General features: G+C 73.8%; 19 protein-coding genes. 10 read left to right on the forward strand and 9 right to left on the reverse strand.

Features of this window, described 5'->3' with window-relative positions; translation table 11 throughout:
- Positions 1-29 precede the first annotated feature (29 nt).
- Positions 30-1,217: a globin domain-containing protein gene (locus ABD220_RS16085; protein ID WP_344124293.1), complete on the forward strand. Its 1,188-nt coding sequence runs from the start codon at positions 30-32 to the stop codon at positions 1,215-1,217.
- Between the two features lie 66 nt (positions 1,218-1,283).
- Here ABD220_RS16085 and ABD220_RS16090 read toward each other — a convergent pair whose 3' ends face one another.
- Positions 1,284-2,684 carry a phosphomannomutase/phosphoglucomutase gene (locus tag ABD220_RS16090; RefSeq protein ID WP_344124295.1) on the reverse strand — a complete coding sequence of 467 codons (1,401 nt, stop codon included), beginning with the start codon at positions 2,682-2,684 and terminating at the stop codon, positions 1,284-1,286.
- Between the two features lie 73 nt (positions 2,685-2,757).
- On the opposite strand from ABD220_RS16090, the gene manA reads away from it, so the two are divergent.
- On the forward strand, positions 2,758-3,861 hold the full coding sequence (gene manA / locus ABD220_RS16095) for a mannose-6-phosphate isomerase, class I (RefSeq protein WP_344124297.1): 1,104 nt from the start codon (positions 2,758-2,760) through the stop codon (positions 3,859-3,861).
- 24 nt (positions 3,862-3,885) lie between these two features.
- Here manA and mdlC read toward each other — a convergent pair whose 3' ends face one another.
- The gene (gene mdlC / locus ABD220_RS16100; protein WP_344124299.1) at positions 3,886-5,484 is read right to left on the reverse strand and encodes a benzoylformate decarboxylase; all 1,599 of its coding nucleotides are present in this window, start codon (positions 5,482-5,484) and stop codon (positions 3,886-3,888) included.
- A gap of 94 nt (positions 5,485-5,578) precedes the next feature.
- On the reverse strand, positions 5,579-6,529 hold the full coding sequence (locus ABD220_RS16105; RefSeq protein ID WP_344124301.1) for a LysR family transcriptional regulator: 951 nt from the start codon (positions 6,527-6,529) through the stop codon (positions 5,579-5,581).
- A 223-nt stretch (positions 6,530-6,752) separates the two neighbouring features.
- On the opposite strand from ABD220_RS16105, the gene ABD220_RS16110 reads away from it, so the two are divergent.
- From ABD220_RS16110 to ABD220_RS16135, 6 genes are all read left to right on the forward strand, one after another.
- A complete protein-coding gene (locus ABD220_RS16110; protein WP_344124303.1) occupies positions 6,753-7,712 on the forward strand; it encodes an ABC transporter substrate-binding protein in 960 nt (319 codons plus the stop codon).
- A gap of 53 nt (positions 7,713-7,765) precedes the next feature.
- Complete coding sequence (locus ABD220_RS16115; RefSeq protein ID WP_344124305.1) at positions 7,766-8,560, forward strand: ABC transporter permease; 795 nt, start codon at positions 7,766-7,768, stop codon at positions 8,558-8,560.
- Positions 8,557-9,330, forward strand: coding sequence for an ABC transporter permease (locus tag ABD220_RS16120; protein WP_344124306.1), 774 nt, complete (start codon positions 8,557-8,559; stop codon positions 9,328-9,330). The genes ABD220_RS16115 and ABD220_RS16120 overlap by 4 nt, the downstream gene beginning before the upstream one ends.
- On the forward strand, positions 9,320-10,243 hold the full coding sequence (locus tag ABD220_RS16125) for an ABC transporter ATP-binding protein (RefSeq protein ID WP_344124308.1): 924 nt from the start codon (positions 9,320-9,322) through the stop codon (positions 10,241-10,243). The genes ABD220_RS16120 and ABD220_RS16125 overlap by 11 nt, the downstream gene beginning before the upstream one ends.
- A 111-nt stretch (positions 10,244-10,354) precedes the next feature.
- The gene (locus ABD220_RS16130; protein WP_344124310.1) at positions 10,355-10,567 is read left to right on the forward strand and encodes a hypothetical protein; all 213 of its coding nucleotides are present in this window, start codon (positions 10,355-10,357) and stop codon (positions 10,565-10,567) included.
- Positions 10,568-10,815: 248 nt separating this feature from the next.
- The gene (locus ABD220_RS16135; protein WP_344124312.1) at positions 10,816-12,156 is read left to right on the forward strand and encodes a hemolysin family protein; all 1,341 of its coding nucleotides are present in this window, start codon (positions 10,816-10,818) and stop codon (positions 12,154-12,156) included.
- A 47-nt stretch (positions 12,157-12,203) separates the two neighbouring features.
- Here the strand turns inward: ABD220_RS16135 and ABD220_RS16140 are convergent, their stop codons facing one another.
- The 5 genes from ABD220_RS16140 to ABD220_RS16160 form a co-directional block, all read right to left on the reverse strand.
- Positions 12,204-13,958 (reverse strand): thiamine pyrophosphate-binding protein, encoded by a 1,755-nt coding sequence (locus ABD220_RS16140; protein ID WP_344124314.1) that lies wholly within the window; start codon positions 13,956-13,958, stop codon positions 12,204-12,206.
- Positions 13,955-14,737: a cyclase family protein gene (locus ABD220_RS16145; protein WP_344124316.1), complete on the reverse strand. Its 783-nt coding sequence runs from the start codon at positions 14,735-14,737 to the stop codon at positions 13,955-13,957. Before ABD220_RS16145 ends, ABD220_RS16140 begins: the two co-directional genes overlap by 4 nt.
- 282 nt (positions 14,738-15,019) lie before the next feature.
- On the reverse strand, positions 15,020-15,367 hold the full coding sequence (locus ABD220_RS16150; protein WP_344124318.1) for a GNAT family N-acetyltransferase: 348 nt from the start codon (positions 15,365-15,367) through the stop codon (positions 15,020-15,022).
- Between the two features lie 21 nt (positions 15,368-15,388).
- Positions 15,389-16,399 carry a pirin family protein gene (locus ABD220_RS16155; protein ID WP_344124320.1) on the reverse strand — a complete coding sequence of 337 codons (1,011 nt, stop codon included), beginning with the start codon at positions 16,397-16,399 and terminating at the stop codon, positions 15,389-15,391.
- On the reverse strand, positions 16,396-17,016 hold the full coding sequence (locus ABD220_RS16160; protein WP_344124322.1) for a carboxymuconolactone decarboxylase family protein: 621 nt from the start codon (positions 17,014-17,016) through the stop codon (positions 16,396-16,398). The genes ABD220_RS16155 and ABD220_RS16160 overlap by 4 nt, the downstream gene beginning before the upstream one ends.
- Positions 17,017-17,248: 232 nt before the next feature.
- On the opposite strand from ABD220_RS16160, the gene ABD220_RS16165 reads away from it, so the two are divergent.
- Positions 17,249-17,545: a DUF1540 domain-containing protein gene (locus tag ABD220_RS16165; protein ID WP_344124324.1), complete on the forward strand. Its 297-nt coding sequence runs from the start codon at positions 17,249-17,251 to the stop codon at positions 17,543-17,545.
- A 151-nt stretch (positions 17,546-17,696) separates the two neighbouring features.
- Entirely contained in the window at positions 17,697-18,266 is a 570-nt protein-coding gene (locus ABD220_RS16170; protein WP_344124326.1) for a hypothetical protein, read from the forward strand.
- 91 nt (positions 18,267-18,357) lie between these two features.
- Here the strand turns inward: ABD220_RS16170 and ABD220_RS16175 are convergent, their stop codons facing one another.
- A complete protein-coding gene (locus ABD220_RS16175; protein WP_344124328.1) occupies positions 18,358-18,861 on the reverse strand; it encodes a metallophosphoesterase family protein in 504 nt (167 codons plus the stop codon).
- Positions 18,862-19,011: the final 150 nt, after the last annotated feature.

The raw sequence follows: 19,011 nt of genomic DNA on the forward strand, positions 1-19,011 counted from the left end.
GTCATCCACCGGCACCCCAGGAGGCCACCGTGCTGTCCGACCAGTCCCGCCCCGTCATCGAGCAGACCATCGGCGTCGTCGCCGAGCGCATCCCGTTCATCACCCCCGAGTTCTACCGGTCCATGTTCGAGGCGCGCCCCGACCTGCTGGACGGCCTGTTCAGCCGCGCCAACCAGCGGAACGGGACCCAGGCGCAGGCCCTCGCCGGCTCCATCGCGATGTTCGCCTCCTGGCTGCTGTCCCACCCCGAGGGCTACCCGGAGGAGCTGCTCTCCCGCGTGGCGCACAAGCACGCGTCGCTGGGCGTGCTGCCCGAGCACTACCCGGTCGTCCACGAGCACCTGTTCGGCGCGATCGCCCGGGACCTCGGCGACGCCGCCACGCCGGAGGTCGTCGCCGCGTGGGACGAGGTGTACTGGCTGATGGCCGATGCCCTGATCAGGATCGAGGAGGGCCTCTACGCGGGGCAGGCGAACACCGTGGTGTTCGCCCCGTTCCGGGTCGCGGCCAAGGAGCGGGCCGGGTCCACCACCACGGCCATCACCCTGGAACCCGCCGACGGCACCCCGATGACCCCCGCCGTGGCCGGCCAGTACGTGACCGTCGAGGTGCGGATGCCCGACGGCGTGGAGCAGCCGCGGCAGTTCACGCTGGTCCCGGGTCCCGAGGGGACCCGCCGGATCGCCGTCCGCCTCGACGCGCGCGGCGAGGCCACCCCGGTGCTCCACCACGACGTGCAGGTGGGCGACGTCCTGCGGATCTCCAACCCCTACGGCGACGTGATGCTCCCGGACGGGGACGGGCCGCTCGTGCTGGCCTCCGCCGGCATCGGCGTCACTCCCATGCTGGCGTTCCTGGACCGGCTCGTGCGCCAGGAGTCGCAGCGGCAGGTCCTCGTCCTGCACGCCGACCGCTCGGCCGAGGAGTGGGCGCTGCGCGAGCTGCACGAGATGCTGGTCGCCGAGCTGCCCCACGCCCGCCTGGAGACCTGGATGGAGATCCCGGGCGAGGGCGACCACGACGGGTTCATGGACCTCGGCGCCGTGCCGATCCCGGCCGGCGCCCAGGTGGTGCTGTGCGGTCCGCTGCCCTTCATGCAGGCCGTCCGCTCCGCCGTGATCGCCCAGGGCGTCCCGGGACGCGACGTGGCCTACGAGATCCTGGGCCCGGACCAGTGGATGCTCCACGACGAGGCGCGCGAGACCGCCGCGGTCTGAGCGCCCGCAGCGCGAGGGGCCCCGCCGGACGGCTCGTCCGGCGGGGCCCCTCGCGTGCCGGGGTCCTCAGGCGCGCACGATCCCCAGCACCCGGTCCCGGACCCGCTCCATCGTGGCCCGGTCCTTCGCCTCGACGTTGAGGCGCAGGAACGGCTCGGTGTTGGAGGGGCGCAGGTTGAACCACCAGCCCTCGCCCGGGCAGCTGAGCGTGGTGCCGTCCAGCTCCTCCACGACCACGTCGCGGCCCGCCAGGGCGTCGACGACCCGCCGGACCGCCCCGGCCTTGTCCGCCACCGTGGAGTTGATCTCGCCGGACGCCGCGTACGGGTCGTACTGGTGCATCAGCTCGCTCAGCGGCCGGTCCTGCTCGCCGAGCGCGGCCAGGAGGTGCATCGCGGCGAGCATGCCCGTGTCCGCGTTGAAGAAGTCCTTGAAGTAGTAGTGCGCCGAGTGCTCGCCCCCGAACACGGCGCCCTCCTCGGCCATGACCGCCTTGATGAACGAGTGGCCCACGCGGGTGCGCACGGGACGGCCGCCGCGGGCGGTGACCAGCTCGGGCACGGCGCGGGAGGTGATGAGGTTGTGGATGATCACCGGGTGCTCGACGCCCGCCGCCCGGGCGCGCTCGATCTCCCGCTCGGCGACCAGCGCGGTGACGGCCGACGGCGAGACGGCCCCGCCCTGCTCGTCGACCACGAAGCAGCGGTCGGCGTCGCCGTCGAACGCGATGCCGAGGTCCGCGCCATGCTCGCGCACGGCGCGCTGGAGGTCCACGAGGTTCGCCGGCTCGAGCGGGTTGGCGGGGTGGTTGGGGAACGTGCCGTCCAGCTCGAAGTACAGGGGCACGATCTCCAGCGGCAGCGCCTCCAGCACGGCGTCGCCCAGCACGGCGGGAGTGGTCAGCCCCGCCATCCCGTTGCCGGCGTCGACCACCACCTTGAGCGGGCGGGTCCCGGACAGGTCCACCAGCGAGCGCAGGTACTCCGCGTAGCCGACCAGCACGTCCCGCTCGGTGACCGTGCCGGGGGCGGGGGCCTCCGGCGCCCCGCCCTCGTCGAGATAGCGCTGGGCGAGGTCGCGAATGTCGTAGAGCCCCGTCTCGGAGGAGACCGGGACGGCCCCGGCCTTCGACATCTTCATGCCGTTGTACTCGGCGGGGTTGTGGCTCGCCGTGAAGGTCACCCCGGCGGCGTCGAAGGTCCCGGACGCGTAGTACAGCTCATCGGTGGAGATCAGCCCGATCTTCACGACGTCCGCCCCGCGCCGGACCGCGCCCTCGGCGAAGGCGTCGACGAACTCCGGGGAGGAGGGACGCATGTCCCCGCCCACCAGGACGGTCAGGCCGGCGAGACCCAGGACGTCCACGAACGCGGCGCCGGTGGCCCGGACCGTCTCCGCGGTGATGGACTCGCCCACGATGCCGCGGACGTCGTAGGCCTTGAATGAAGCTGAGAGATCGATAGTCACAAGGGGTGATCTTAGGCCACGGCCGTTGCCGGGCGCCGCCGGGCGCGGGTGGTCCTGTGATTGGATGACGAGCATGGTCGAGTTCCTCCGCATGCGCAATCCCGTCCAGCACTATGCGTGGGGTTCCCGCGAGGTGCTGGCCCGTCTGCAGGGCAGGCCCGTGCCGAGCCCCGAGCCCGAGGCCGAGCTGTGGGTCGGTGCGCACCCCGCCGCGCCCTCCGTCGTCGTCCGGGACGGCCGGGACGAGCCGCTGGGGGACCTGCCGTTCCTGCTGAAGATCCTGGCCATCGACGCCCCGCTGTCCCTCCAGGTCCACCCCTCGCCGGTGCAGGCGGAGGCGGGCTTCGAGCGCGAGCAGCGGTCGGGGATCCCGCTCGACGACCCGCGGCGCAACTACAAGGACCGCTCCGCCAAGCCCGAGACCGTGGTGGCGCTCACCGAGGTGGAGCTGCTCACGGGGGTGCAGCCGGCGGACCGGCTGCGCGCCACGGCCGCGCGGCTGGGGCTGGACTGGCTGCACGACGTCGCCGACGGCGGGCGCCCCGTGCTGCCGGCCGTGCTGACGCTGGACGACGCCGCCGCCGGGCCCGCCGTGGCGGCGACCGTGGCCGCGGCCCGCGCCGCGGGCCCGGAGGACCCCGTGGCCGCGCTGGTCCGCTACGTGCACGACCGGCACCCGGGCGACCGCGGGCTGCTGGTCGCGGTGTGCATGCACCACGTCCGCCTCTCCCCGGGGCAGTCCCTGCACACCCCGGCCGGGCAGCTCCACGCATACCTGTCCGGGACGGCGATCGAGGTGATGAGCTCCTCGGACAACGTCCTGCGCGCCGGGCTGACCGGCAAGCACGTGGACGTGGCCGAGCTGCTCGCCGTGCTGGCCGACGAGCAGGCCGCCCCGGAGGTCGTCGAGCCCGACGCCGACGAGCACGGTCGGCGCATCTACCCCCTGTGGGACGAGCGGCTGTCGCTGACCGCCCACGAGCTCGTGCCGGGACGGCCCGTGCCGGTCGAGCTGCGGGGCACCACGGTCCTGCTGAGCACCGGGGACCGGGTGCTGGTGCGCGCCGCGGACCGGGAGTGGGAGCTGGCCGGCGGGGAGTCCCTGCTGCACCGGGGCGGCGCGGGCACCGTCGAGCTGTCCGGCGACGCCCGGGTGTTCACGGTCTCCTGCCGCTGAGCGGTACCCCGTGCGCGGCGCCGCTCAGGGCGTGGTCAGCTCCGTGCGGACCTCGATGAGCGTGGGGCCCTCCGCCGCGAGGCCCTGCCGCACCAGGTCGGCGAGCTCCCCGGCCGTGCTCGCGGCGTGCGCGGGCACCCCGTAGCCGCGCGCGAGGCTCAGGAAGTCGATGCCCGGCACGTCCAGGCCCGGGACGTCCCCCGTGCCGAGCATGCCCGCGAACCAGCGCAGCGCGCCGTAGGTGCCGTTGTTGAGGATGACGAACACGACCGGGACGCGGTACTGGGCCGCGCTCCACAGGGCGGTGATCCCGTAGTTGGCCGACCCGTCGCCGACCACCCCGACTACGGGGCGGTCCGGCCACGCCAGCTTCACCCCGACCGCCGCGGGCAGCCCGAAGCCCAGTCCGCCGGAGGCCGGCCAGAAGTAGGAGCCGGGCTCCCGCAGGTCCATGTGCCTCCAGAAGTCCCCGTTCGTCGAGGTCGACTCCACGACGTAGGCGGTGTCCGCGGGCGCGGTCTCGCGCAGCACCTCGAACACGGCGCCCGGGTGGAAGACGCCGTCCACGGGCTCGCGGGCCGGCGGCGGCACCGTCCAGTCCACCGGAGCTGCCGGGCGCACGCCGCGCCGCTCCTGGAGGGCCACCACCAGGGCCGCGGCGGTCAGGGCGAGCCCGGCGACGAAGGACGTCCCGAACGGCGCCCGGGCCGCCTCCTCCGGGTCCTCCGTGACGTGCAGCAGCTGCGTGCCCTCGGCCAGGTACCGGGCCGGCTCGTACTGGTGGTAGCGGAAGACGGGGGCGCCGAGCACCAGGACCACGTCGTTGTCCTCGAGCGCGGTGTGCACGCCCCGCTCCGACGGGGTGAGGACACCGCGGAACTGCGGGTGGCGGTTGGGGAACGGCAGGCGGTAGGGGGACGGCGCCACCCACACGTCGGCGCCCAGCAGCTCGGCGAGCTCGCGGGTGACCGCGTTCGCCGCCACGGCGTCCACCTCGGAGCCCAGCACCAGCGCGGGCCGATGGGCGCCGGCCAGCAGACCGGCGATCTCCTGCACGTGCTCGGGGGCCGGGCACAGACCCTGGACCACCCGCCGGGGCAGCAGGTAGTCGTCGTTGCCGGCGGACTCCCGGTCCCAGTCGTCGTAGGGGACCGAGACGTAGGTGGGGCCGCGGGAGCCGGTGGTGGCCTCCCACAGCGCCTGGTCGAGCATGCGGGGGACGTCCTGCGCGGACAGCGGCTCACCCGCCCACTTCGTCAGCGGGGAGGTCAGGTCCGGGGCCGCCACGTTGGCGAGCATGGGCTCCGCGCCGATCGTGGCGCGCACCTGCTGGCCGGCGGTGACCACGAGGGGAGTGTGCGAGCTGGCGGCGTTGGTCAGCGCGCCCATGGCGTTGCCCGTGCCGGAGGCCGAGTGCAGGTTCACGAGCACCGGCCGCCCCGTGGCCTGCGCGTAGCCGTCGGCCATGCCGACGACGACGCCCTCGTGCAGCCCCAGGACGTAGCGGACGTCCGGGGGCAGGTCCCGCAGGAAGGGCAGCTCGTTGGAGCCCGGGTTGCCGAACACGGTGTCGAGACCGCGGGCCTGCATCCAGCGGTGGGTCCTGGCACGGATGGTGGTCACGCTGCGCTCCAATCGGGACGCGGCACCGGTGTGCCGCCTCACCGCGAGAGTAGAAGGGGGCCGGGGGCGCGGCCAGTCGATGTTTTCTATCCCCTCATAGACGGCGACGATGCCAGGGCCCGGGATGCAGCGGCGCGGACGGGTCCGGTGAGACGGACTCCCGCAGCGTGTCCACGATCAGCTGCGCGAACCACCGCTGCGCGGGGCGCTGGTGGCCGGTCTCGCGGGTGTAGACCGCCAGTTGCAGGACCGGCAGCTCGACCGGGTGCGGGTGGACCCGGATCCCGGCCGCCTCCTCGAGCGTCTCGGCGAGGAACCGCGGCAGCACCGCGAGGCAGTCGGTGCGCTCCACGACGGAGACCAGGCCCGTGAAGTGGGACAGCCGCAGGGCCGTGCTGCCCGGGGCTCCCGCCCGCTCCGCCGCCACCTCCGCGAGCTCGTGGCCCATCGACGGGGCGAGCCGGATCCGCGGCTCCTCCGCGAACTGCTCGAGCGTGAGCCGTTCCCGGACGCGCGGGTGGCCGCGGGCGGCGATCACCACGTACTCGTCCGTGCCGATGACCGTCCGGACGATGCCGGGGCCGCCGATGTACGGGGCGCAGATCGCGGCGTCCACCCGGTTGCGCAGCAGGTCGTCCGGGACGCGCTCCGCGTCCAGGGGCAGCACGGTCAGCTCCGCGCCGGGGGCCTGCTCCCGCAGCGCCACCATGACGGAGGGCAGGAACGCCAGCTCGCCGAGGTCGGTCAGAGCGAGGGTGAAGCGCTCGCCGGTGGTCGCCGGGTCGAACCGACCACCCGAGGAGACGGCTGCGGTCACCTGGGCGATCCCCGCCTTGACCTGCGGGAAGATGCTCTCGGCGAAGGGGGTGGGGATCAGGCCCCGGCCCTCCCGGACGAACAGCTGGTCGTTGCACTGCCGGCGCAGGTTCTTCAGGGCGTGGCTCACCGTGGGCTGGGTGAGGTGCAGCTCCGCGGCGGCCCCGGTGACGCTGCCCTGCTCGTAGACCGTGCAGAAGACGCGCATCAGGTTGAGATCCAGTTCCACGACACCACTCCTCGGTCAGTGACTCATAGACGTCATGTATCGGTCTATCGACAACATGCACTGGTCCGTGAATGCTACGTCACTAGAGTGATCTCTATCACGGCCCGGGTCGCACAGCGCAGTGCTGACAGCGGGACCGGCACCGACCACGAAGCACGACCACGAAGCACGACCACGGAAAACGGCCACGGAAACCGATCACGGAACGACACAGGGAGACACGATGCGGCGACCGCTCATCAGCTTGGGAGCAGCAGGGTCCGTACTGGCGCTGGCCGCGTGCGGCGGCGGCGACGGCGGCGGAGGCGGCGCCGACGGGGAGATGCAGGACGTGACCGTCGGCGTGATCCCCATCGTCGACACGGCTGCCATCTGGCTGGGCGAGGAGCAGGGCTTCTTCGAGGAGGAGGGGATCAACCTCGACATCCAGACGACCAGCGGCGGTGCGGCCGCCGTGCCGGGCGTGGTCAGCGGGGACTTCGACTTCGCCTTCGGGAACACCCTGTCCGTCATGGTCGCCCAGGGGCAGGGCCTGGACCTGCAGTACGTCGCCAACGGCAACACCACCTCGGGCGACCCCGAACGGGACTTCAGCGCCGTGGTGGTGCCCGCCGACTCGGACATCCGGGGCCCGGCGGACCTCGAGGGCAAGACGGTGTCGGTGAACAACCTCAACAACATCGGCGACACCACGATCCGCCACATCGTGGAGGAGGCCGGCGGGGACCCGGACAGCATCGAGTTCGTGGAGGTCGGCTTCCCGGACGCCCCGGCAGCGCTCGACCGCGGCCAGGTGGACGCCGCCTGGATCCTCGACCCGTTCCTCACCCAGGTCCTCGACGAGGGCGCCCGCGCGGTGTCCTACAACTTCGTGGAGTTCGACCCGGAGCTCGACATCGCCGGCTACTTCACGACCGCCCAGAAGCTCCAGGAGGACCCCGAGCTGGTGGAGAGCTTCCAGAACGCCATGAACCGCTCGCTCGAGTACGCGAACGAGAACCCGGACGCCGTCCGGGAGATCGTCGGTACCTACACGGAGATCAGCGACGAGCTGCGCGCCGAGATGGCCCTGCCGCGCTTCCGCACCGAGTTCGACCGCGAGGCGCTGCAGAAGCTGGGCGACGCCGCCGTCGAGTACGGGACCCTCGAGGAATCCCCCGACCTCGACGCGCTGCTGCCGTAGCCCGTCCGCGGACACGGGACACGGGACACGGGACACAAGGGAGGTCACACGACATGGCACGAAAGCGCACGGGGCGGGCCTGGGGGCCCGGCGCCCTCGGGGTGCTGGGGATCCTCGGGTTCCTGCTCACCTGGGAGCTGCTGCCCCTGGCGGGGATCGTCAACCCGCGGTACCTGCCCCCGGCCAGCGAGGTCCTGCTGGAGCTCGGGGAGCAGCTCGGCTCGGCGGGCTTCTGGCTCGCGGTCTGGCAGACCGTCCGGGCCTGGTTCCTCGGGCTGCTCATGGCCGCGGTGGCCGCGATCGTGCTGGGACTGGTCATCGGCAGCAGCACGTTCCTGCGGCGCGCCACCCACAGCACGATCGAGTTCCTCCGGCCCATCCCGTCGGTCGCACTCATCCCGCTGGCCGTGCTGCTGTTCGGCGTGCAGCTCGAGTCCACCCTGCTGCTGGTGGTGTACGCCTCCTTCTGGCAGATCCTCATCCAGGTCCTCTACGGGGTTGGTGACGTGGACACCGTGGCGCAGGACACGGCCAAGAGCTACGGGCTCGGACGGCTGGCCCGCGTCCGGTACGTCACGTGGCCCACGTCCCTGCCGTACGTGATCACCGGGCTGCGGCTGGGGGCGGCGGTGGCGCTGATCCTGGCGGTCACCGCCCAGCTCGTGATCGGCACGCCCGGGCTGGGCCGGGAGATCTCCCTGGCCCAGTCCGGCGGCGCCGTCACGGCCATGTACGCGTTCATCGTCACGGCCGGGCTGCTGGGCGTGCTCATCAACCTGGGGATGCGGGCGCTCGAGCGCCGGGCGCTGGCCTGGCACTCGTCCGTCCGCGGAGAGGTGGCGGTGTGAGACTCGTCAAGACCCTGGGCTACGCGCTCGCGCTGCCCGTCCTGCTGGTCCTGCTGTGGTGGGTCTACACGCTGGTGGAGACCAACTTCTACGTCCCGGAGCCGGGCGAGTTCGCCACGACGTTCGTGGACGTCTGGATCGGGGACCGGTTCTTCGACGACGTGCTGCCGAGCATCGGCCGGCTCCTGGTGGGGCTGGCGCTGTCCATCCTGCTCGGCGTCGTCGCCGGGCTCGTGATCGGCTCGGTGCGCTGGCTGCGGAACCTGCTGGAGCCCGTGCTCGAGTTCTTCCGGGCGATCCCGCCACCGGTGCTGGTGCCGGTGCTGATGCTGCTCATCGGCGTCAACGACCAGATGAAGGTCGTGGTGATCGTGCTCGGGTCCGTGTGGCCCGTCCTGCTGAACACCATCGAGGGGGTGCGCTCGGTCGACTCCGTCATGAACGAGACGGCGCGCTCGTACGGGATCCACGGGTGGTCCAGGATCGTCCACCTGGTGATCCCCGCCGCCAGCCCCCAGATGATGGCCGGCATCCGTCAGGCCCTGTCGATCGGGCTGATCCTGATGGTGATCTCCGAGATGTTCGCTTCGTCCTCGGGGCTCGGCTTCACCATCGTGCAGTTCCAACGATCGTTCGCCATCCCCGAGATGTGGAGCGGCATCGCCGTCCTGGGTCTCATCGGAGTGGTGCTGGCGTTCGTCTTCCAACGTGTTGAACGCAAGGTCCTCGCCTGGTACCGGGGCCTGAAAGAGGTGGAGAATGCAAGCTGAATCAGGAAGCTCGGCAGTGGACGGCGGCGCGGCCGCTCCCCGGAGCAGGGCGGGCGAGAGCCCCGCGCGCGGGACCGGCACGCAGGAGGCCGGGACCGTGGGCGCCGGACGCACCGGCGGGAAGGACGTGCTGCTGTCCGTGCGCGGGCTGCAGAAGATCTACCAGAGCGACCACGGCGACGTGGAGGCCGTCCGGAACCTCACGTTCGACCTCGGCCGCGGCGAGCTGGCGTGCCTCGTGGGGCCCTCGGGCTCCGGCAAGACCACGCTGCTCAAGTGCATCTCGGGACTCATGGCACCGACGTCCGGCGAGGTGCTGCTGGGCGGCGAGCAGGTGACCGGTCCCCCCAAGGACATGGCCGTGGTCTTCCAGGAGTACGGGCGCAGCCTCTTCCCCTGGATGACGGTCCGCGAGAACGTGGAGCTGCCGCTGAAGAACGCCAAGCTGGCCCGGGACGAGCGGAACCGGCTCGTCGAGGAGGCGATCGCCGCCGTCGACCTGCGCGGCGCGGACAAGAAGTACCCGTGGCAGCTCTCCGGCGGCATGCAGCAGCGCGTCGCGATCGCCCGGGCGGTCGCCTACCAGCCGAAGATCCTGCTGATGGACGAGCCCTTCGCCGCGGTGGACGCCCAGACCCGCGCCGACCTCGAGGACCTCATCCGGGACGTGTGGCACCGGATGGGCGTGACCGTGCTGTTCGTGACCCACGACATCGACGAGTCCGTCTACCTCGGCGAGCGCGTGATCATCCTCTCGAGCTCGCCCACGGTGGTCCAGGAGGACCTGCCGATCGACCTGCCCGACGACCGCGACCAGCTCACCACCCGCGGCCTGCCGCGCTTCACCGAGCTGCGCGGCCACGTCTACGAGGAGATCCAGCGCGCCAAGCGGGAGGCGGGCACGAGGGCCTGAGCCGGACGGCCGCCCCGCCCGGGTCCGGGGCGGGCCGCGTCCGGAGCGGCCACTACACTGGGCCCACCGGCTCCGGAGTGCCCGGGTCCGCTGTCCCCCGGGAGGCCCGCCATGAGCACCACTCCGTCCGACGGTCTGCGCGGCACCACCGCGCCGTGCCCGCGCTGCGGCGCCACCGGGTTCGAGCTGGTCTACGTGCAGATCATGCCCGACGACTGGGACCGGGCGCGCGACGTCGAGCTGGCGTCCCCGTCGATGATGCTGCCCGACGGGCGCGCCCCCGAGTTCTCCTGCCAGAACCGGCAGTGCCGTCACCTCTGGTGAGCCCCGAGGGTCCCCGGCGGCCCCGGGCGGCGGGCGCCGCCGGGGCGGCACCGGCCCCGGGGATGCCGGGCCGGCCGGCGAGGGCGTCCAGCAGCCGGCCGTTGCCCGTCCGGAGCGCGAGGGACCGGCCGCCGTCGTCGAGCACCACGGAGCCGCGGTCGTTGTAGGCGCGGGGACGAACCGGTCGACGCGGCGGGACGCGCGGATGATCTCCGGGTGACCCGGCGGGTGCCGGTACTGTGGGCGCCATGGGCGACAGCACGATCGTGAACATCCTCCTGGTGCTGCTGTTCGTGGCCGTCGGCGGCGTCTTCGCGGCCACCGAGATGGCGATCGTGAGCCTGCGGGAGAGCCAGGTCAAGCGGATCGAGCGCTCGGGGCGGAAGGGCGCCCGCACCGCCGCCCTCGTGCGGAACCCCAACCTCTTCCTCGCGGCCGTGCAGATCGGCGTGACGGTGGCCGGGTTCCTCTCCTCGGCCTACGGCGCGTCGACGCTCGCCCCGGGCGTGGCCCCCGTCCTCGAGCGGGCCGGTCTGTCCACCGCGGCCGCCGGGACCGCCGCGCTGATCGGGATGACGCTGGTCATCGCCTACCTGTCCCTCGTCCTCGGGGAGCTCGTGCCCAAGCGGCTGGCCATGCAGCGCTCCGTGGGCTTCACGAAGGTCCTGGCCCCTCCGCTGAGCGTCTTCGCCACGCTCATGCGTCCCGTCATCTGGCTGCTGTCCGTGTCCACGAACCTCGTGGTCCGGCTCGTGGGCGGGGATCCGCATGCCGTGGCCGAGGAGGTCTCGGCGGAGGAGATCCGGGAGATGGTGGTGGACACCCGCGGCATCGGTCCCGTCTCGCGCTCGATCCTCACGGACGTCTTCCAGGCGGGCGAGCGCCGCCTCGCCGAGGTCATGCGCCCCCGCCCCGACGTCCACTTCCTGGACGGGACCCTGCCCATCACGCAGGCCTATCACCAGGCCCTGGCCCTGCCGCACTCCCGCTACCCCGTGCTCGGCACGAGCGTGGACGACGTCCTGGGCTTCGTGCACATCCGCGACCTCGTGGTGGCGGACCGGGACGGGGACGGGGTCATCGAGGCCCCGCCGCGGACCCTGCGGGACGTGGTGCGGCCCATCCCCTTCCTGCCGGAGACCAACCACGTCCTGCGCACCCTGCAGGCCATGCGCAAGGACGGGCACCACATCGCGCTGGTGGTCGACGAGTACGGCGGGACGGCGGGCATCGTGACCCTCGAGGACCTGGTGGAGGAGCTCGTGGGCGAGATCTACGACGAGTTCGATGCCGGGGCGCGGGAGCACGAGGACACGGTGCTGCGCCAGGGCGGAGCCGTGCTCGTGGACGGCGGGCTGATCATCCAGGAGGTCCCGGTGGAGGCCGGGCTCGTCATTCCCGAGGGCCACTACGAGACCGTCGGCGGGTTCGTGATGGACCGGCTGGGGCGGGTGGCGCGCCCGGGCGACGTCGTCGACGTGGACGGCTACCGGCTCGAGGTGCTGACCGTGGACCGCAGCCGGGTCGAGCGGGTGCGGATCACCCGGCTGCGGCGGGATGCGGCGGGGGACGACCGGTCCGAGGACTGACCGGGCCCGGCGGAGCCCGGCCCGCCGAGGTGGAGCGCGGCGCGGCGTCAGTGGCCGCGGAAGGCCTCGGCCAGCCACCACGCCCCGCCGTCGGAGGCGATCTTGGCGTCGATCACCAACGGCCGGTCCATCGGCGCGGACAGCCGCTCCCGCACGGCGGTCAGGTCCCCGACGGAGCGCACGACCACGCCGTCGGCGCCGAAGCCCCGGCCGATCGCGGCGATGTCGACGTCCGGGAAGACCACCGTGTCCAGCGGCGCGTCCGTGTCGCCGGCGAAGTGGTGCACCTCCGCACCGTACGCGGCGTCGTCGTAGACCACGCAGACCAGCGGCAGGCCCAGTCGGACGGCGGTCTCCAGCTCGGCGATCCCCATGAGGAAGCCGCCGTCCCCGGTGCCGAGCACCGGCAGCCGGTGCGGCTGGGCCAGGGCGGCCCCGATGGCGGTGGCCAGGCCCAGACCGACGGACTGGAAGGCCTGGGTGAAGCAGAACCCGCGCTCGTCGGGCACGGAGAGGTACTGGCTGGGGTAGCCCATGAAGTTGCCGCTGTCGACGGCCACGACGCGCTCGGCCGGCAGCATCGCGTCCAGCTCCCGGGACAGCACCCGCGGGTCGATCCGCTCCGCCGTGGACAGGTCCTCGAACGGGACGTCCCGCCACCGGCTCTCCCGGGCGATCCGCGCGGCCAGCTCGGGCGTGCGCCAGGACGACGGCGCCGCGGTGGCGGCTTCCGGCCCGGCGCCGCCCTCCTGGGCGGTGTCCCTCTCCCGAGCCGTGTCCCTCTCCCGGGCGGTGTCGCCCTCCCTCGCGGGGCTGGGCTCCAGGGCGGCGAGGACGTCCCGGGCGGTGAGCGCGCAGTCGCCCACGACCCCCAGGGCCAGCGGTCGGTCCACCGGCCGGTGCGCCCCGAGGGCGGCCTCCTCGAGGTCCACCTGCACCACCGAGGCCTGCGGGCCGAGGAGGCGTCCGTGCCGCGTGGTCCACATGGTGAGGGCGCAGCCCCACGCCACCACGAGGTCCGCGTCGGCGATCAGCGCCGCGGTCGTCGGGGAGGAGAAGCCCCCGGAGATGCCGAGGTCGAAGTCCTCGCCGGCGAACAGGCCCTTGGCCACCGCCGAGGTCGCCAGCAGCGCCCCCGTCCGCTCGGCGAGGGCGGTCAGCTCGGCCCGGGCTCCCCGGGCGCCGCGCCCCGCCACGAACACCGGCCGGCGCGCGGCGGCCAGCATCCCCGCCAGGCGCGCCGCGGCGTCGTCGTCCGGGCGCACGCGCGGGACGGGCGGGAGCGCGGGCACCACGGCGTCCCGGGGGGCGGGGGCGGCCTGGACGTCGAGCGGGACGCTGAGCACCACGGTGCGCCGGTCGTTGCGGGCGCGGCGGACCGCGCGCGCGACGTCGGCCGCGGCGCTCGCGGGGGAGTGCACCCGCTCGGCCACCGCCCCCACCGAACGGGCGAGACCGTCCTGGTCGATCCGGAAGTTGGAGTGCACGGCCGCGGGCTGGGTGTCGGCGGTCAGCACGATCAGCGGGGTGCGGGACTTCGCGGCCTCGCCGATGCCGGTGGTGGCGTTGGTGAGCCCGCAGCCCTGGTGGGTGGTGACCACGGCGACGCGCCCGCTCGTGCGGGCCCAGGCGTCGGCCATGGTCGCGGCGCCGTTCTCGTGCCGGGCGGCCGTGAAGGGCACGCCCGCCGCGACCAGCGCGTTGGTGAGGTGGAAGTTCCCGCTGCCCACCACGCCGAAGGCGTGCCCGACGCCCAGCTCGGCGAGCGCACGGCCCACGAGCTGCGCGACCGTGCCGGTCACGCCCCGGGCCTCTCGACCAGGGCGAGGACCCGGGCGGGGCTGCCCGTGCCGCCCACGACCGGCAGGGGCGCGACCACGAGCTGCGCCCCGAGGACCGGCAGCTGCTCGAGGCGGCGCAGGGACGTCAGCCCGTACTTGTCGTGGCCCAGCAGGTGGTGGTGGGCGGGGAAGGGCGGATCGAAGCCGCCGGCGATGCCGGCGTCGATGCCGACGGTCTCGACGCCGAAACCGCTGACGTGCGGGTGGGCGGCGAGCCACTCGGCGGCGGCCACCGACGGGCCCGGGGCGTGCAGGCCGCGCTCGTCGGCGTTGAGGAAGCGCTCGGGGTCGCCCGCGCGGGCGGACCAGCCGGTGCGCAGCAGCACCCAGCAGTTCGCGGGGAAGCGCCTGTGCTCGGCCTCCCACTGCTCGAGGTGCTCCGGCTCCAGCAGGGCGTCGGCGTCCGCCTCCGCCTCGGCGGTGAGGTCCAGGACGGCGGCCGGCCCGACGAGGCGCGCCGGCTCGATCCGGTCCACCGACCTCCCGTTCCGGCCGGTGATCCAGTGCACGGGCGCGTCCAGGTGCGTGCCGGCGTGCTCGCCCAGCGTCAGATCGTTCCACGCCCAGCCGGGCCCGGCCTCGTCGTAGGCGCTCACCGGGGTCATGGACAGGCCCACCGTGTTGGCGAACGGTTCCGGCAGCCGCAGGATCGGGGTGTCCCGGTCCAGGGGGGTGGTCAGGTCCACGACCTCCACGGTCCCGGCGGCCAGTGCCGCCCCCAGTTCGCCCAGCACGCTCATGTCGTCACCCTCCGCGGTTCGGGGGCCCGTCGGCCGGGCCCTGGCAGATGCCTCACCGCCCATTGTCCCCGCAACGGCCTCGGCACCACGGCAGCGCGGCGAGGTGTTGCCGCCGCGGAACCCGCCACCGGCAACGGCTGTACGCCGATGGCAGGCGGCGCCGGTGCAGGCCGGCACCTGTGGCTCCGCCGTGGCCGCCCTCCTGCGGAGCGCCGGCCCTCGTCCCGGCCGCCCCGGTGAGCCGGTGCCCGCCGGGGTTCGCCCCTGCTCCGACGGGCGGGGTCACGGCTGCGCCTGCCGGGGGACGGCCGCGAGGTGCTCGGGCCGCACGGGCGCGGTGTGCTGCTGGTGGTCGGGGTGCTTGCGCAGCCAGGTCTTGATGTAGGGGCACACCGGGACGACCACCAGCCCGGCGCCCACGGTGTCGTCGAGGGCCCGACGGGCCAGCACGGAGGCCAGGCCCTGCCCGCCGTAGGCGTCGTCCACGGTCGTGTGGTAGAAGATCCGCTGCGGCCCGTCCGCGCCCTCGAAGGGCACCCAGTCGGCCGCGCCGATGACGGTCTCCCCGTCGAGGAGCTCGTAGCGCTGCCGGTCGGGGTGGTTGCGGACCGTGACGGCGGAAGTGTCCATGGTGGTCTCCTGAAGATGGGCTCAGCCGCGGGGCCGCAGCTGGACGGTGGGCAGCGGCGGGGCCCGCAGCGGGGCGGGCTGGCCGGGGGGATAGGGGCCGAAGCGCGGGTACGGGGCCCCGTCGTCGTAGCTGCCGCCGGCCGGCGCGGGAGCCGGTTCGGCGCCGATCTCGGCCTGCCAGGCGGCACGGTGGGCGACGACCTCCTCGTGGGTGCGGCCGACGAAGTTCCACCACATCACGATCTGCTCGCCCAGCGGCTCCCCGCCGATGAGCAGCAGCCGGACCGGGCCCGGGCCGGCCTCCAGCACCACGGACCTCTGACCGACCGGGAGGTAGGCCAGGTGGTCCACCGGCACGGGCGTGCCGTTGAGCGCCAGGTCGCCGGTGTCGAGCAGCACGCCGTGCTCCAGCGCCGGGTCCAGCGCCAGCTCCAGCCGGGCCCCGGGCTGCAGGGTGGCCTCGGCGGCCAGCAGCGGCGGGGCGAACGTGTCCACCGGGGACGTGCTGCCGGCCAGGGAGCCCAGGAACACGCGCAGCTCCGTGCCCTCGCCGGCCACCGGCTCGGGGGAGTGGTGCTCGAAGGTCGGGGCCATGTGGCGGGTGGCCTCGGGCAGGGCGTACCACAGCTGGACCCCGTGCAGGAGCGTGGTGCCGGGGGTGGAGAACTCCTGGTGGGAGATCCCCCGCCCGGCGACCATCAGGTTGACCTCACCGGGCCGGACGATCGCGTCGTAGCCCGCCGAGTCCCGGTGGGCGATCCCGCCGGTGAACAGCAGGCTCACGGTGGCCAGCCCGGTGTGCGGGTGCCGGGCCACCCTCATGCCCCCGGACTCCGAGACCAGGTCGGGGCCGTAGTGGTCCACGAAGCACCACGCCCCGATCAGGCTGCGCTGCCGCTGGGGCAGGGTGCGGCGCACGGTCATCGCCCGGGGCCCGCCCAGGGGCACCTCGCGCGGGGCCAGCAGCTGCGCGCCGGCGCCGACGGCCTCGGTGCACAGGAGCTCCTGCGGGTCCACGTCCAGGTTGGTCACGCCGTGCCTCCCGCCACGGTGGACGGAGCAGGCGACGGATCCGGCGCCTGCTCCTCCGGGACCGGTGTCTCCGGTGCCCGTTTCCGGGGGGCGTGCTGTGCCGAAGCCCGTTTCTCCGGGGCGGGCCTCGCCGGGGACCGTTTCGCCGGGGCGGCCGCGCGGGGGCGGACCCGGTGGCGGGAGAGGACCGAGACCCGGTTGAAGGCGTCGATCGCCACCGCCGTCCACTGCAGCGCGGAGTACTGCTCGTCGGTCAGCTCCGCCCGCGCCACCGCCAGCTCCGCGAGCCGGGTCTCCTCGTCGGGCAGCAGGGCCACGGCCTCCCCGACGGCCAGCGCGGCCCGCTCCAGGTCGTCGAACAGGTCCGTCTCGCGCCACGCGGGGAGCACGGCCAGCTTCTGCGCGCTCACCCCGGCCTCCACCGCGTAGCCGGTGTGCAGGTCGAGGCAGTAGGCGCACCCGTTGAGCTGGGAGACCCTGATGCTGAGCAGCTCCACCAGCGCCCGGGACAGCCCGGCGTCCTCGGCCGCGGCGGCGACCTTCCGTGACAGGCCGTTGAGCGCCCGCCAGCTGCCGGGATCCGCCTTGTCGAGGTAGAAGTGGTCGCTGGCGGTCATGGAGACTCCTCGTGGTCGTCGCGGCTCCACCGGGTGGCCCCGCCGTGCTTCCAGCGAATACCCCCGGCGGTGCCCCGTCAAGAGCGGGGCCGTCGCGCTCATCGGCCGAACCGAGCACATTGGGGCACGAAAAAATGCGCTATCCATCATCCCTGGTGAGGCGCATCCTGGAAGAGCCCGCTCAGGCCGGGGCAGCAGGCTCCGGCCCGGAGAATGTCCTGGAGGAGAAGTCATGGCCACCACCGAGTTCGTTCCCGTCTCCGACTGCACCGTGGGGCAGTGCTCGTTCAACCACGACCACGAGTGCACGGCCCACGCGATCACCGTGACCGGCAGCTCCGGCCACGCGCACTGCGGCACGTTCATCTCGCTGGGCGCCGACGGGGGCCTGCCCACCGTGCACGCCGAGGTGGGCGCCTGTCAGCGCGGCGAGTGCGTGCACAACTCGCACCTGATGTGCACGGCCTCCGACGTGAAGATCGGCGCGGGCGCCGACGAGGCCGACTGCCTGACCTACCAGGCCGCCTGACGCCCGCCGGCGGCCCCGTCCCCGGCCCCGGGGCACCTTGCCCCAGGGCCGGGGTCTCCGCATGCCCGGGGCGGTTGCGCCACGGCACCGGGGCCGGGGGACAATGGGGCGGAACGCGCAGGAGCACGGAGCGACGAGAGGACGGTACGCCATGGACGAGGAGATCCGGCTCAGCGGGGCCGACCACCCGCACGTGCCGATCCCACGACTCGGTGAGCTGGACGCCATCTGGGCCCGGCGGATCGTGCTCGCCGTCGTGGCGAGCCTGGTGGTCGGGCTGCTGGGCGGCATCGCGGCCGCGCTCCTGCTGGGCGGGGGCGGACGACTGGGCCCCGCTCAGTGGGGGCTCATGATCGGCGGCGCGGCCCTGCTGCTCAGCGGCATCATCCTCTCGCTCACCCGCGCGGACGACGCGCCCCGCAACGACCTCATGGACGCCCGCGCCCGGGCGAGCAAGGGGCTGCGGACCTCGGTGCGCCGCGGCGCCGTCCCGCAGGACCCGGTCCTGCGGGAGATGCAGGACTACATGGCGGTGGAGATGGTGCAGTACGCCTGGCCGATCCTGCTGGCCGTCCCCGGCATGGCGCTGGTGGTGTGGGCGATCTTCGTGCCCGTCCCGGCCGTGCTGGTGGCGCTGCTGCTCGTGCTGGTGTGGGCCGCGATCCGGGTCAACGGGACCGTGGTGGGCCGGCGCTACTACAAGCTGCGGGGACTGCTCTGAGCCGAGGGCCCGGCGGCGCGCGGCCCGCAGGTGCGCGATCCGGCGGCGCGGGCCCGGCGTGGGCCGCTCCCACAGGAACTGCCGCGGGGCGTCAGCGCCGCGGCAGGCGGACGAGCTCCACGTCGGTGAGCTGCCCGCCGTCGGCGGCCGCCGTCAGGTAGGTGCAGTACGGCTGGCGCCGCCGGTCCGTGGGCGAGCCGGGGTTGAGCAGGCGCAGACCCGCCGGGGTGGTGCTGTCCCACGGGATGTGGCTGTGGCCGAAGACCAGCACGTCGAGGTCCGGGAACGCCCGGTCCATGCGGGCCTCCCGCCCGGCGGCGGCCCCGGTCTCGTGCACCATGCCGAAGCGCACGCCCCCGAGCGTCTCGCGGGCCACCTCGGGCAGCCGCTCGCGCAGCTCCGGCCCGTCGTTGTTGCCCCAGACCCCCACGAGGCGGGCGGCCCGCTCCTCGAGCCGGTCGAGGGTCGCGAGGTCGATCCAGTCGCCCGCGTGCAGCACCACCTCGGCGTCGTCGACCGCCCGCCACACCGCGGCGGGCAGGTCACGGGCGCGCTTGGGGACGTGCGTGTCGGCGAGCAGGAGGAGTCGGACCATGGCACTCAGCCTCGCACAGGAACCGGCCGGCCGTCGCGGCGGATCCGCCGCGCCCGGCGCGGCACGGCGAGGTCGAGCACCTCGGCGGTGACGAGGAACAGCCCGGGGACGGCGCCGCCCCAGATCCCCGCGGCCCGGCGCAGCCAGGGT

The sequence above is a fragment of the Kocuria aegyptia genome (genome assembly GCF_039530085.1).
In the GTDB taxonomy this organism is placed as follows: Bacteria; Actinomycetota; Actinomycetes; order Actinomycetales; family Micrococcaceae; genus Kocuria; species Kocuria aegyptia.

Bases quoted from the DNA above. Each gene is read 5' to 3' on its own strand.
- ABD220_RS16175 (WP_344124328.1), bottom strand. From the start codon at position 18,861: ATGGTCCGACTCCTCCTGCTCGCCGACACGCACGTCCCCAAGCGCGCC.
- manA (WP_344124297.1), top strand. From the start codon at position 2,758: ATGGTCGAGTTCCTCCGCATGCGCAATCCCGTCCAGCACTATGCGTGG.
- ABD220_RS16145 (WP_344124316.1), bottom strand. From the start codon at position 14,737: ATGAGCGTGCTGGGCGAACTGGGGGCGGCACTGGCCGCCGGGACCGTG.
- ABD220_RS16135 (WP_344124312.1), top strand. From the start codon at position 10,816: ATGGGCGACAGCACGATCGTGAACATCCTCCTGGTGCTGCTGTTCGTG.
- ABD220_RS16160 (WP_344124322.1), bottom strand. From the start codon at position 17,016: ATGACCGCCAGCGACCACTTCTACCTCGACAAGGCGGATCCCGGCAGC.
- ABD220_RS16110 (WP_344124303.1), top strand. From the start codon at position 6,753: ATGCGGCGACCGCTCATCAGCTTGGGAGCAGCAGGGTCCGTACTGGCG.
- ABD220_RS16150 (WP_344124318.1), bottom strand. From the start codon at position 15,367: ATGGACACTTCCGCCGTCACGGTCCGCAACCACCCCGACCGGCAGCGC.
- ABD220_RS16165 (WP_344124324.1), top strand. From the start codon at position 17,249: ATGGCCACCACCGAGTTCGTTCCCGTCTCCGACTGCACCGTGGGGCAG.
- ABD220_RS16125 (WP_344124308.1), top strand. From the start codon at position 9,320: ATGCAAGCTGAATCAGGAAGCTCGGCAGTGGACGGCGGCGCGGCCGCT.
- ABD220_RS16115 (WP_344124305.1), top strand. From the start codon at position 7,766: ATGGCACGAAAGCGCACGGGGCGGGCCTGGGGGCCCGGCGCCCTCGGG.
- ABD220_RS16130 (WP_344124310.1), top strand. From the start codon at position 10,355: ATGAGCACCACTCCGTCCGACGGTCTGCGCGGCACCACCGCGCCGTGC.
- ABD220_RS16170 (WP_344124326.1), top strand. From the start codon at position 17,697: ATGGACGAGGAGATCCGGCTCAGCGGGGCCGACCACCCGCACGTGCCG.